11 protein-coding genes are annotated in these 12424 nt (G+C 65.8%); 2 read left to right on the top strand and 9 right to left on the bottom strand.

All coding sequences use genetic code 11. The features are described 5' to 3' along the window. The 5 genes from APH30_RS22520 to APH30_RS22500 all read right to left on the bottom strand — a co-directional run. The coding region (locus tag APH30_RS22520; protein ID WP_156326612.1) for a VWA domain-containing protein at positions 1-1049 on the bottom strand (1049 nt) is incomplete at its 3' end. Further along, positions 1046-2122, bottom strand: coding sequence for a VWA domain-containing protein (locus APH30_RS22515; protein ID WP_047149559.1), 1077 nt, complete (start codon positions 2120-2122; stop codon positions 1046-1048). The genes APH30_RS22520 and APH30_RS22515, both read right to left, overlap by 4 nt. Continuing rightward, the gene (locus APH30_RS22510) at positions 2115-2609 is read right to left on the bottom strand and encodes a DUF4381 domain-containing protein (protein WP_009683483.1); all 495 of its coding nucleotides are present in this window, start codon (positions 2607-2609) and stop codon (positions 2115-2117) included. The genes APH30_RS22515 and APH30_RS22510 overlap by 8 nt, the downstream gene beginning before the upstream one ends. After that, the gene (locus tag APH30_RS22505; RefSeq protein ID WP_029886675.1) at positions 2606-3550 is read right to left on the bottom strand and encodes a DUF58 domain-containing protein; all 945 of its coding nucleotides are present in this window, start codon (positions 3548-3550) and stop codon (positions 2606-2608) included. The genes APH30_RS22510 and APH30_RS22505 overlap by 4 nt, the downstream gene beginning before the upstream one ends. Positions 3551-3554: 4 nt before the next feature. Continuing rightward, the gene (locus APH30_RS22500; protein ID WP_009683481.1) at positions 3555-4514 is read right to left on the bottom strand and encodes a MoxR family ATPase; all 960 of its coding nucleotides are present in this window, start codon (positions 4512-4514) and stop codon (positions 3555-3557) included. A 229-nt stretch (positions 4515-4743) separates the two neighbouring features. On the opposite strand from APH30_RS22500, the gene APH30_RS22495 reads away from it, so the two are divergent. Further along, positions 4744-6042 (top strand): DUF2235 domain-containing protein, encoded by a 1299-nt coding sequence (locus tag APH30_RS22495; protein WP_054913812.1) that lies wholly within the window; start codon positions 4744-4746, stop codon positions 6040-6042. Between the two features lie 38 nt (positions 6043-6080). On the opposite strand, the gene APH30_RS22490 is transcribed toward APH30_RS22495, so the two are convergent. The 4 genes from APH30_RS22490 to mtlD all read right to left on the bottom strand — a co-directional run bounded on the left by APH30_RS22490 (position 6081) and on the right by mtlD (position 11582). Further along, entirely contained in the window at positions 6081-7289 is a 1209-nt protein-coding gene (locus tag APH30_RS22490; RefSeq protein ID WP_054913811.1) for an MFS transporter, read from the bottom strand. A gap of 179 nt (positions 7290-7468) precedes the next feature. Continuing rightward, complete coding sequence (locus APH30_RS22485; RefSeq protein WP_054913810.1) at positions 7469-8356, bottom strand: dihydrodipicolinate synthase family protein; 888 nt, start codon at positions 8354-8356, stop codon at positions 7469-7471. 45 nt (positions 8357-8401) lie between these two features. After that, positions 8402-9184, bottom strand: a complete 783-nt coding sequence (locus tag APH30_RS22480; protein WP_009683476.1) for an aldolase — start codon at positions 9182-9184, stop codon at positions 8402-8404. Positions 9185-9437: 253 nt separating this feature from the next. Further along, entirely contained in the window at positions 9438-11582 is a 2145-nt protein-coding gene (mtlD, locus tag APH30_RS22475; RefSeq protein ID WP_054913809.1) for a bifunctional mannitol-1-phosphate dehydrogenase/phosphatase, read from the bottom strand. 397 nt (positions 11583-11979) lie between these two features. Between mtlD and APH30_RS22465 the strand changes: the two genes are divergently transcribed. Next, a complete protein-coding gene (locus tag APH30_RS22465) occupies positions 11980-12276 on the top strand; it encodes a DUF3144 domain-containing protein (protein WP_054913807.1) in 297 nt (98 codons plus the stop codon). Positions 12277-12424: the final 148 nt, after the last annotated feature.

Genomic DNA, 12424 nt, shown 5'->3' with positions numbered 1-12424 from the left:
AGGTCATCGAGCTCGAAAGCCTGGCTGGGCTGGGGCAGGGCCAGCAGCAACGGCAGGCAGAACAGCCAACCGCGCCGGCCGGCACACGCGGCCAGCAGTAGCAGCGGAATCAGCAACCAGTAGCCCTGGTCGGCCCAGCTGTCCAGCTGCAGGGTCTGGCCGTCGTTGCGCCCGGCCCGCGGCTGGTCGAACAGGCCCAGGCCGCGCAGGTCCAGGTCGTCGATACGCGCATGCCGGTAGCGCCCGCCGGTGCCGTTGATGAAACCCTTGAGGCTGGCGTTGTCCAGGCGGGGCACCAGAATGCCGCCTTGGTCATCCTTGAGGTATTCGCCATTGGCCTGGCGCACCGGGGCACCGTCACGGCTACCGATACCCAGCATCAGCAGGCTTGGGCCCTGCCGGCCAAGGGCCTGGGCGATGCCCTGGCGCTCCGGGGCGCTGAGCGACGACCCGATCAGCAGCAGGCGGCCCTGGCCGAGCCCGCTCTGGGCCAGCAGGGCCAGGCCCTTCTGCACGGCCAGGTCGGCGCGCTGGCCGGGCTTGGGCATGATCGACGGGTCGATGGCCTCCAGCAGGTTGCGCGTGGTGGCCAGGTCATCGGACAGCGGCACCAGGGTGTGTGCGGAGCCGGCATAGACCACCAGCGCCGTCTGGCTGTCGCGGCGGTGCTCCAGCAGGTCGAGGATTTTGCGCCGGGCCTGTTCCAGGCGATTGGGCGGGCTGTCCTCGGCGAGCATCTGCGGGGTCAGCTCCAGCAATATCACCAGCGGGTCGGCCGGGCGCTGGCGGTTTTCTTCCACCCGCTGCCAGCTGGGCCCGAGCAGGGCCAGGATCACCAATAGCCAGGCCAGCCCCAGCGCCACCCACGGCAGTTTGCTGGTGTTGCCGTTGCCGCCGCCCAGCAGCACAGCGTGGAATGCCGGCGGCAGGATCAGCTGCCAGCGCCCGGCGCGTTTGCGCCGATGCCACAGCTTGTACAGCAGCCAGCCAAGCAAGGGCACGGCCAGCAGCCACAGGGGGCGCAACCATTGCGGCCACAGGTCGATCATCGCCGCCTCCTCAAGCGCAAGCGCTTCAGGCGTTGGCGCCACTCCGGGTGTGGCTGCAAGAAGCGCGGCTTGCGCAGCAGGCGCTGCATCAGGTTGTCGGGCCATTGCACGGCCACCACCAGCAGCACGCTCAGCAGCAGTGCCAGGGCCAATGGCCAGGCGTACAGGGCTTGGGCGGTGCGGGCCTGGGTCGGTTGCTGGGCCACCGGTTCGAGTTGGTCGAGGGTGTCGCCAATAGCGTCCAGTTCGGCTCCGTCATGCGCGCGGAAGTAGGCACCGTGGGTGATTTCGCCGATTTCCCTGAGTGCGGCTTCGTCCAGGTCCAGGCTCGGGTTGAGGCCGAGCAGGCCTGGGGTGCCACTGGCTTCGGGGTTGGCGCCAATGCCGATGGTGTAGATGCGCACGCCTTCCTGGGCTGCCAGGCGGGCTGCCGTCAGCGGGTGGATCTGCCCGCCATTGTTGGCACCGTCGGTAATCAGTACCAGTACCCGGCTTTGCGCCGGGCGCTGGCGCAGGCGTTTCACCGCCAGGCCAATGGCGTCGCCGATGGCCGTGTTCTTGCCGGCGATGCCGATTTGCGCTTCGTCGAGGAAGGTGCGCACGGTACGCCGGTCGAACGTGAGCGGGGCCTGCAGGTAGGCCTGGCTGCCGAACAGGATCAGGCCCACGCGATCGCCTTCTCGGTCCTGCAGGAAATCGCCGAGCAGGGCCTTGACCAGGTCGAGGCGACTGATGTCTTCGTTTTTCCACTGCATGTCCGGGAAGTCCATCGACCCGGACACGTCCACCGCCACCAGCAGGTCGCGGCCGCTGGCCGCCACGGGCACCGGGTCACCGAGCCATTGCGGGCGCGCGGCAGCGCACAGCAGCAACAGCCAGATGACCACGAATGGCCCTTGCTGGCGCCAGGTGGGGAGGTTCAGCCGCGCGCGCCGCCCGGCCAGGCCTTCCAGTTCGTTGAGGAAGCCAACCTTGAGTACCGGTTCGCCGCTGTCGGCGGCGGGCAGCAGCAGGCGCGCCAGCCACGGCAGCGGCAACAGGGCAAAGACCCACGGCCAGGCCAGTTCAAACATGCTTGCGGATCCAGGTTTCGACGGCTTGGCTCAGCCCGGCGATGGCCTTGTCGTCGAGTTTGCACTCGGGTTTATAGGCGCCTTCGACCAGCACCATCCAGCGTGTGAGGCCGGCTGCGGGGCAGCGGTTGTCGAGAAATGCCAGCCACTGGCGGCCGTTGAGGGTGTGGCTGTTGGCGCCCGGGTAGTGGCTGCGGCACAGGCGCTTGAGCAGGGCGTTGATCTGTTGCAGCCAGGCGCCGGCGGGGGCGCCGTCGTAGGGGCGTGGCAGGCGTGCCAGCTCGGCCAGCGCTTCTACCCGCACCGGGTCCAGCGGTTGCTCGGCGCGTACGACACGGCGCTTGCGCGGGCGCCAGTGCCGCAGCCGCCACAGGCCCCAGCCCAGCACTGGCAGGATGACCAGCAATGCCCACCAGCCGGGTGCCGGCGGCCACAGGCCGATGGGCGCCGGTTCGATCAGCGGTTGCAACTGATCGAGCGGGTTCATGACGCGCTCCGCGGGCGCTGTGCGCTCAGGTATTCGCGCAATTGCTCGATCATTTCACTTTGCGTGCTCAGCGGCATCAGCAGCACCCGCAGCTTTTGCGCCAGTAGCTCCCAGCGCTCGATGCGGGCTTCGGCCTGCTGGCGGTAGGCCTGGCGCAGGTTGGCGTCGAGGGTGTCGAGTTCCAGCTGCGCGCTGCGTTGGGCAAAACGCAGCAGGCCAGCGGCCGGCAGGGCATGGTCGAGTGGGTCGGACACCGGCAGCAGCAGCAGGTCGCAATGCCGGGACAGCATGGCCAGGTGCTGCTCCACCTGGGCGCTGAGCGAACGCTCGTCGCAGATCACGATGGCCAGGCTGCCCGGGCGCAGCACTTCGCGGGCGCGGCGCAGCGCCAGGCCAAGGCTGTCGGCCCCGGCAACCGCCTCGGTGTGCAGTGCCTGGTTGACCTTGGCCATGCGGTTGAGCAACTGCAGCAGGCTCTGTTTGCTGCGCCGGGGCTTGATTTCGTGGTGCTCGTTGTCGCCGAACACCAGGCCGCCGATGCGGTCGTTATGGGCCAGCGCGGCCCAGCCGAACAAGGCGGCGGCCTGGGCCGCGAGCACCGACTTGAACATCAGGCCCGAGCCGAAGAACAGCCGCTGGCTCTGCTCGACCAGGATGAAGATAGGCCGTTCGCGTTCTTCGTGGAACAGCTTGGTGTGGGGCTCCTGGGTGCGTGCGGTCACCCGCCAGTCGATGTTGCGCACGTCGTCGCCGGCCTGGTACACGCGCACCTGGTCGAAGTCCACACCGCGCCCGCGCAGCTTGGAATGGTGCAGGCCGACCAGCGGGCTGCGTTGGCCGGGCTTGGAAAACAGCTGGATTTCGCGCACGCGGTGGCGCATGTCGATCAGCTCGGCGAGGCCGATGCGGATGCCGGGTTCGGCCAGGTGCGCAGTGGGCATGGGGTCAGGCAACGGCGACGACGTCGAGGATGCGCTGGACCACGCGGTCCTGGTCGATCCCCGCGGCCTCGGCTTCGAAGGAGAGGATGATGCGGTGGCGCAGTACGTCGAACAGCACCGCCTGGATGTCTTCGGGGCTGACGAAGTCGCGCCCGGCCAGCCAGGCGTGGGCACGTGCGCAGCGGTCCAGCGAAATGGAACCGCGCGGGCTGGCGCCGTAGGCGATCCAGTCGGCCAGCTCGGTATCGAATTTGGCCGGGGTGCGGGTGGCCATGACCAGCTGCACCAGGTACTCCTCGACGGCATCGGCCATGTACAGGTTGAGGATTTCCTTGCGCGCGGCAAAGATCGCCTGCTGGCTGACCCGCCGTTCGGGTTTCACTTCGCCGCCCAGCGCTTCGCCGCGGGCCTGTGCCAGGATGCGCCGCTCGACCGCGGCGTCCGGGAAGCCGATTTTCACGTGCATCAGGAAGCGGTCGAGCTGGGCTTCGGGCAGCGGGTAGGTGCCTTCCTGCTCGATCGGGTTCTGCGTGGCCATGACCAGGAACAGGGGCGACAGGTCGTAGGTGCTGCGGCCCACACTGACCTGGCGTTCGGCCATGGCCTCGAGCAGTGCCGACTGGACCTTGGCCGGTGCACGGTTGATTTCGTCGGCCAGCACCAGATTATGGAAGATCGGCCCCTGCTGGAACACGAAACTGCCGGTTTCCGGACGGTAGATTTCCGTGCCGGTGATGTCGGCCGGAAGCAGGTCGGGGGTGAACTGGATGCGGTGGAACTGCGCTTCTATGCCCTCGGCCAACTCTTTGATGGCCTTGGTCTTGGCCAGCCCGGGCGCCCCCTCGACCAGCATGTGGCCGTCTGCCAGCAGCACGATCAACAGCCGCTCGACCAGTTTCTCCTGGCCTAGGATCTGGGTTGAAAGAAAGGTGCGCAGCGCGATCAGCGCTTCACGGTGTTCCATCGGCGACGGTTCCTGGTAGGGGGCCGGAGGCGGCTGACGGCAGCTGCCCTGGCAAGGGCTGATACTTTAATCCATCCGGGGGGGCGGCGACTAATGGCACGGGGTAAATTTATCGCTGCAGCGGGCCTGGGGTATGGAAAACTCTCACGAAGGCTTGGCGATTGCCTGATGTTGCCTGACGGCGTACTGGCGCCTGCTTGTGCTTTTGGGTCAAGCACAAGGCACGAAGATGGTAGCGAGCAACGGCGGTACGCCGACCCCTCGACGGGTAACCCTGCGTTTTGGGGTGTTCTTCGATGGCACCGGTAACAATCAGCACAACGCCACGGCATTGGCGGGGCACGGCGGCAGTTATGCCAATGCGCTGAGCAACGTAGCCCTGCTGCATGCGTTGTACCCGGCGCAAGCGGCCGATGGCGAGGCGCGCCAGGTCTTTTTCAAATGCTACATGGAAGGCATCGGCACCTTGGCCGGTGAAACCGACCCGGTGTATGCCTCTGCCACCGGGCGTGGCCGCACGGGCGTGGAAGCCCGGGTGGCCGAGGCGTTGCAGGCGATTGCCGGGCAACTGCAGGGTTGGTGCCAGGCGCACCCGCAGTGGGTGCCGGCACGCCTGGAGTTCGACTTGTTCGGCTTCAGCCGTGGCGCGGCGGCGGTACGCCACCTGGCCAACCTGTTGCACGACGGTGCCGGGGGATTGTTGCCGGTGGCGTGTGACATCGCGATCAACTTCATGGGCTTGTTCGACACGGTGGCCGCGATCATCGCGCCGTTGCAGGGCGACTTCGACCCCGCCGACGAGCGCCACGGTGGCTTGCGCCTGGGCCTGGAGGCGGGTATTGCCCGGCAGGTGGTACAACTGGTCGCGCGGGATGAGCGGCGGCATAACTTCCCGCTGGTGAGCAGTGGCCACGACATCGTGCTGCCGGGTGTGCACTCGAATATCGGTGGCGGCTACCCGGAAACCACATGGGAACAGGTGCTGTTGTGCAAACCGCAATCCCAGCGCGTGCCGGTGGCGACGCCTGCCGGGCAGTGCCGCGTGCATGCCGTGATGCAGGGCCTGCTGGCGACGGATTTTGCCGACATGGGGGAACCCCGGCCACGGGTGATCACCTGGGAGGAGCCGATCGCTGGCGGCCACCCGCGTGAAGCAGAGAAGCAAGTCTACGCAGCGGTAGCCCGCGAGCGGGAGGTGGCCGGGCACCTGTCGCGCGTCTACCTGAGCGTGATGCGCGAGCTGGCGGTACGGGCTGGCGTGGCGTTTGCGCCGTTGGGCGGCCAGGCGGAGCACCGTTTGCCGGCTGAATTGCAGGTGATCAGCGCAAAATTGCATGGCTTCGCCTTGGGCGAAACCGGGCAATTGGCGCTGAGCGAGCAAGAGCAGCGCTTATTGCGCGACAAGTATGTGCACGCTTCGGCGAACTGGAACGCGCTGAAAGGGTTGCGTAACAGCGTGCTGGATGTGTTGTTTGTCAACCGGCCAGGGGTGGCGGGGCGGGTGGTGCATGGGAACCCGGTGGGGTGAATGTGTCTGGGGTGGCAGGGGTTCGCCACCCCATTCATTCATCGCTGCGCGTTCCTGCGTTTTCGAGCCATATACCCCTCCTGCGCCACGGTCAGCATCACCGTCAGCACCATGAACGCTACCGAAGCAACGAAAATGCCATTTGGCAGCCCCCGGTCAAGCATCCAGCCGAACGCCACTGGCCCGACGGCGCCACCGATGTTGAACCCGGTCGAGACCAGCCCGAAGGTCTTGCCTTCGGCACCCTTGGGCGCGGCCGCTTTTACCAGCATATCCCGCGACGGGGCGATCATTCCGGTCAGCAGGCCGATGCTGCCCAGCACCACCACCAATGCCCATTCGCGCAGCACACCCAGGGCCACCACTGCGGTCAGCACTGCAGCCAGGGCGAAAGCCAGCGCCGCCACCAGGCCATGCCGGCGGGTACGGTCGGCCAGGGCACCGCCACACAGCACCCCTGCGGCGCTGCAGAGCAAGAAGGCGGTAAGCGCGGTATTGGCCCAGGCCAAGGTCAGGCCTTGGCCTTGCACCAGTGCGGCAACGGAGAATTTCTCGATGGCACTGGTGCTCAGGTTGAGCAATATGAACAGCACTGTCAGCACGCCGATCATGGGGGTGAACAAGCGCACTCGTACGTTTGCCGGCGGCGCGCCGGCATTGCCCGGGTTGCCCATCTCCGTTACCCGGTACACCCCGCTGCCTGGCAGCGATATCAATAGCAGCGCAGCAGCGCCGAACACTGCGCCCGTCGCCAGGGCTGCCCGTGTGCCCAATACGGCAGCGATACCGAGGAATATTGCCGGGGTTACCGCCGAGCCCAGGAAGCCGGCGAAGGTATGAATGGAGAATGACCGCCCCAGCCGGTCTGGCTCGATACCCTTGGCCAGCAGCGCATAGTCGGCCGGGTGGTACACACCATTGGCCAGGCCGGCCAGCGCCATGCTCACCAGCAACACCGCATGGCCGGGGCTGGCGGCCAGCAGCAGGAAACTGAGGCTGCCCAGCAGCAGCCCGGCCTTGAGCACCTTGCGCGCGCCAAAGTGGTCGACGGCATGACCCAGCGGGGCCTGCACCAGGGCAGAGACGATATTGAACACCGCCAGGGCTACGCCGAGTTCGACGAAACCGACCCCCAGCAGGGAGGGCAGCACTGGCAGCAGTGCCGGGACCAGCATGATGTGCACATGGCTGACGAAATGTACGGCGGCAACCTGGGTCAGCAGCTTGGGGGCAGCAACGTAGCGCATGTCGGGACCTGTAGACAGCGTGCGCGCCTGGCGCACGGCAAGGGGATGGGATGCCCGCTTGGCGGGCGTCGCTGCGCAGCGCCCGAAGGCGGCCATGCAAACGCCGGCAGCGATCCCGCCACCCAGCGCGTTGCCTGTTGCGCGGGTAACCCGCGCTTACAGGGCTGCGCTGTCGAGGGTCAGGCAGCCAGTTCGGTCAGCAGGTTTTTCAGATAGTCGCTGCCTTGCGCATCCAGCGCCTGCAAAGGCAGGCGGGGCGCGCCGACATCCTGGCCCAGCAGCTTCAGGCCGGCCTTGATGGTGGTGGGCAGGCCGCGGCGGGTGATGTATTCCAGCAGTTCGTACTGGCGGTAGAACAGCGTGCGGGCTTCGGCCAGTTGGCCTTGCTGCACGGCTTCCCACAATGCCAGGTTCAATGCCGGAATCAGGTTGGGCGCGGCGCTGCACCAGCCGCTCGCGCCTGCCACCAGGGCCTCCAGGGTCAGTGGGTTGCAACCGTTGTAGAACGCTACCTGACCCTTGCTGGCCTGGAACAGGCGGTGCATGCGCTGAATGTCACCGGTGCTTTCCTTGACCATGGTCACATTCGGCACCTCGGCGAGGATGCGCAGGATCAGTTCCACCGACAGGTCGGTGCCGCTGGTGCCCGGGTTGTTGTAAAGCATGATCGGGATGTCGATGGCGGCGCCGACGGCCTTGTAGTGGGCCACCACTTCGGCTTCGGTGAGTTTCCAGTACGAAACGGGCAGCACCATGACCGCCGTGGCCCCGCATGCCTGCGCCAGGCGCGCACGCTCCACGGTGCGTGCGGTGGTCAGGTCGGAGACGCTGACCACGCTGGGTACGCGCCCGGCGATGCGCGCCTGGCTGAAGCGCACCACGCTTTCCCATTCGCTGTCGCTCAGGTAGGCCCCTTCGCCGGTGCTGCCCAGCGGCGCGATGGCGTGCACGCCGTGCTTGATCAATTGGTCGATGGACGTGCCCAAAGCCTCCAGGTCGAGTGTGCCGTCTGCCGAGAAGGGAGTGATGGTGTAGCCGATGACGCCGCGAATTACAGGTGTAGACATGACCAGGCACCTTTGCCGTTGTTGAGGGAAGAGTACAGCTTCGAGTCAGGCCAGGCAGTCGCCGTGGGCCCGCAAGGCACGCCGCGCGTAATAGCTGAACGCGGCGCCATGACGCTTAGGGGTGGAGATCCAGTCGTGGGCTTCCTTGCCCAGGGCTTCGGGGATGGGGCGGATGTCACCGGCCCCCATGGCCAGCAGCTGCATCCTGGCGGCCCGCTCGAACAGCAGGGCAAGCACGCAGGCTTCTTCGATCGAGCCGCCAGCGATCAGCAGGCCATGGTGTGAAAGCAGGATCGCGCGCTTGTCGCCGATGGCCGCCGCGATGATTTCGCCTTCTTCATTGCCTACCGGCACACCAGGCCAGTCCTTGAGGAACGCGCAATCGTCGAACAGCGGGCACAGGTCCATGTGCGAGATGGCCAGCGGTACCTCCAGCATCGACAGGGCGGCGCTGTGCAGCGGGTGGGTGTGGATGATGCAGTTGACGTCAGGCCGGGCGCGGTAGAGCCAGCTGTGGAAACGGTTGGCCGGGTTGGCCATGCCACGGCCTTGCAGCACGGTCAGGTCTTCGTCCACCACCAGCAGGTTGGAGGCGGCGATTTCGTCGAAGCCCAGGCCCAGTTGCTGGGTGTAATAGGTGCCAGGCTCCTGGGCGCGGGCGGTGATCTGCCCGGCCAGCCCCGAGTCGTGGCCGCCGTCGAACAGGATGCGGCAGGTGAGGGCCAGCTTTTGCCGGGTACTGTAGGTGTTGTCGGCCAGGGCCGTCAGCATCTGCTGCTGTGCGTGCTTGACCAGTTGGTCCTTGGGGGCGTGCATGGTGGTCGTCATGGGCGGTACCTGCAGGAAAGGGCGGTGGGTTGCTGAGCGACACAGTAAGGTCGCCAGGACACACGGCGATCATAATGACACCTTGTGTCATTATCAAGCATGAAATGACACAATAAGTCTGCAGTGGGGCTTCAGAGGTGGCGTGCCGGGTGGCAAGGAGGTGCGCGAGGGGGCGTTGGCAAAGCGCGCGGCGCAGGCGCTTACACCGGCCGGGCCAGTGTTCGCAGCTGGCGCCGCGGCATAAAGGCGCGCGTTACGCGCCTATGCAGCGCGAAGCGGGCAGCGGGGCCGGGTGCGCGTGCTGGTATTGCCGGAAGGCCTCGGCAATGGCATTGATCAGCGGCGCGTCGCTGAGCGGGTTCAAGGCCGGGAAGCGCTTGCCGTTGCAGATGCCCTGGTAGGTCAGCACAGCCTCGACGCTGTGATCATGGTCCAGGTACACCTGCCTGATCGCCTGGGCGTCCAGGTTCTTCGCATCGTCGCAGCGCAGGGCGTGGTGAATGGCCAATGCCGCGCCAAAGGCCAGGGCCGGGGTGTCGATGCCGTGCTTGCCGGCCAGCTCGATGCTGCTGAGGATACGTTCATTGCGCTGCAGTTTGCGCAGCGGATCGCGGCCGACGCGGGCGCACGGGTCCTTGAACGAGGTTTTGCAGCGCGCCAGGAAGGCGTCGGCGAACCGGCTGATCACCTCGGTCATTTGCGGGTACTCCGCTTCCAGGGCGGGCGCCACTTCCTGGCGTATCAGCCGCTCGGCCAGGGCATTGACGCGGGCGTCGCCCATGCCTTGGCCCACCCAGGCATGGCCCAACAGGCTGGCGTACCAGGCAATGATCGCGTGCGGGCCGTTCCACAGGCGGTTCTTGATGACCTGGATCTGGGCAATGTCCGGCACCGTGTGCACTTGGCGCAGGCGTTCGAGCAGGTCGCTGCCGCGCTCGACATACAACGGCATGTCGGCTTCGCTGTTGAACAGCACCAGGTGCAGTTGGCTCATGGCGCTGCTGGGCTGGGCAAAGGGCCTGAAATGCCCGAGCAATCGCTCGTATTCAGCCGGCGGCGCCGAGGCACTGCGGGGGGCGGCAGGCTCTTCTTCCAGGCTGTTGCGAAACATCTGCGACTTGATCCGCAATTGCCGCACCAGCGCATCGTTGCTCAGCTTGGAAACGATGCGGCTGACTACCGTTTCCGCGAAATGGGTCTTGAGCATTACCTGCTCGCAGATCGCTGGCGGGCACAATGTCGCCAGCTCGGCTTGCACATGCCGGCGCACGAACGCGCCGCCACCCACCTTGTTCAGCACGATCAGCAACGTCAGTTCGCGGCCGCGGCGCTCGAAACGCTGCAGCAGGCCTTGGGCAATTACCCTGGCCTGGTTGCGAATGGCCTGTTCAGGCAGGCTCAGGCCGATGATCTCGGCGTCGTTGTACATGGCGATCACCGCCTGTTCGTCGTCCAGGTCGATCATGCGCACATTGTCGATGGTCTGGTCGAACGAGGTGCTGCCATAGCGCACGCTGTAGCTGCCGAAAGCACTCACGCTCTCGCGCAGCATGCGTGAGCGGGTAGCGGCGATGATTTCGCAGGGCCGGGTGTAGCCGTCCCAATGGGAAAACACCTGGGTCAGGTAGCCGCCGCCGATGGCGCCAAAGCCATGAATACCGACACGGAACTGGTTCAGCGACGCCGGGAAGGGTTCGCTGAGCGCGGGCATGCCCAGCTCGGGCACGCATGCATTCAGGTCGGCGAGGAACTCCGGCATGCTGTGGTAAGCCTTGAGTGCGCCGGCCTTGATGTCGGCGGCAGGTGGCTTGATGTCTTCGATCAGAATCGCCTGGCCCTTGGCACGCATGGCCGACAGCATGCCGTTTTCCGAATCCTCGACCATGAAGCACTGCTCTGGAGGGCAGTTGAGTGCGCGGGCGGCCTTCAGGAAAATCTCCGGGTGGGGTTTGCCCTGGCTGACTTCATCGCCACACACGGTGATGTCGAAGTACTTCAGCACATTGGCGTTGATCAGGTATTCCTCGGCGATGGCGCGGCGGCTGGAGGTGGCCACGGCCATGGTCAAGCCGGCCTTGCGCAGGCGCTCCAGCACCTCCAGCAGGCCGGGCTTGATCGGCACGCCGTGATTGCGCACGTACTCCAGCTCCAGTTCATCGGCGCGCTGGCGGATGGCGGCATAGGGGAAGTCTGCGCCGTTATGCGCCTTGGCCAAGGCTTCGGCTTTTTTCGCGCTCAGGCCCAGAGAGCCGAGCAGTGTGTGCTCGCCCAGCGGTTTGCCGAAGATTTCCAGCGACGCTTGCTTGAGGGTCTTGAAGCGCAGGCGTTCGGTGTCGAAGAGGGTGCCATCCATATCGAAGATAGCGCTGAAGATGCGTTTGCCGTGAAAGAAAAGCATGGGTTGTTGCCCCTTGTCGGTGGGTCGGACATCCCGCCTGCAACAGGCGAGCATGGCGTGCGAGCTGCAGCAATGGCAGTCAGGTAGGGGGCACGCGGTCGACAGGAGGGCGCTGGGGGGTAACGCAGAGGTAGGGGGGGATGGAGCGGGGGGTACACAGCAGGTTGGCGAACCTGGAAGCGAGGCGGGCGGCACGTTTGGCCTTGAGGTCACGCCCACTGGCTGCAGTCGGTTTTGCAGGCAGTGGGCGCAAATAGCGATGGATACGTGTGATTCCGAGCATGAGGTACTGTGAGTCCTTTTTCGACTTTGGTAATCCTTTTTCAGCCTTGCACGTATGCGCCGCGACATGCAAGGCTTGGCCTTTCGCTCGTCTTGCACAACCAGGTGAACCGCCATGACCCAAGCTACCGACCAGGGCTTCTACGACCGTGCCGATGCGCACATAGAACTGGCCAACCAGCAGATCGACAGGGTCGAGGACCTGGGCAAGGTTAGCGCCTCGCTGACCTTTGGTGCCGCGAGCTTCAGCGCCTGGATGAGCGCCCGCAGCTTCAAGAGCGGCGCCGAACTGGGCGCTGCGCGGGACGAGATCCTGAAATACTTCTGCGAGCAGTACCGGATGATGCTCGAAGATAACCTGGACGAGCATATCAAGCATTTTGACCAGTACATGTTGGGCAAGAATGACTAACACCGCAGGTCGCTTGCCACAGCCTCTTCAGCGCCTTCTGGCCAACAACTGCCAGCCCTGATGCCATCCCTGTGGGGGCGGGCAAGCCCGCGAAGAAACCAGCGCGCTGCATGGCACCGGCTGAGCCGGTGTTCGCGGGCATGCCCGC

The organism is Pseudomonas sp. NBRC 111127 (genome assembly GCF_001320345.1).
Lineage (GTDB): Bacteria > Pseudomonadota > Gammaproteobacteria > Pseudomonadales > Pseudomonadaceae > Aquipseudomonas > Aquipseudomonas juntendi.
This window is presented reverse-complemented; position numbering and strand designations above follow the sequence as displayed.

Excerpts from the sequence above, each read along its gene's own strand:
- APH30_RS22490 (WP_054913811.1), bottom strand. The coding sequence starts at position 7,289 with ATGCGCTACGTTGCTGCCCCCAAGCTGCTGACCCAGGTTGCCGCCGTA.
- APH30_RS22495 (WP_054913812.1), top strand. The coding sequence starts at position 4,744 with ATGGTAGCGAGCAACGGCGGTACGCCGACCCCTCGACGGGTAACCCTG.
- APH30_RS22485 (WP_054913810.1), bottom strand. The coding sequence starts at position 8,356 with ATGTCTACACCTGTAATTCGCGGCGTCATCGGCTACACCATCACTCCC.
- APH30_RS22505 (WP_029886675.1), bottom strand. The coding sequence starts at position 3,550 with ATGCCCACTGCGCACCTGGCCGAACCCGGCATCCGCATCGGCCTCGCC.
- APH30_RS22465 (WP_054913807.1), top strand. The coding sequence starts at position 11,980 with ATGACCCAAGCTACCGACCAGGGCTTCTACGACCGTGCCGATGCGCAC.
- APH30_RS22480 (WP_009683476.1), bottom strand. The coding sequence starts at position 9,184 with ATGACGACCACCATGCACGCCCCCAAGGACCAACTGGTCAAGCACGCA.
- mtlD (WP_054913809.1), bottom strand. The coding sequence starts at position 11,582 with ATGCTTTTCTTTCACGGCAAACGCATCTTCAGCGCTATCTTCGATATG.
- APH30_RS22500 (WP_009683481.1), bottom strand. The coding sequence starts at position 4,514 with ATGGAACACCGTGAAGCGCTGATCGCGCTGCGCACCTTTCTTTCAACC.
- APH30_RS22510 (WP_009683483.1), bottom strand. The coding sequence starts at position 2,609 with ATGAACCCGCTCGATCAGTTGCAACCGCTGATCGAACCGGCGCCCATC.
- APH30_RS22515 (WP_047149559.1), bottom strand. The coding sequence starts at position 2,122 with ATGTTTGAACTGGCCTGGCCGTGGGTCTTTGCCCTGTTGCCGCTGCCG.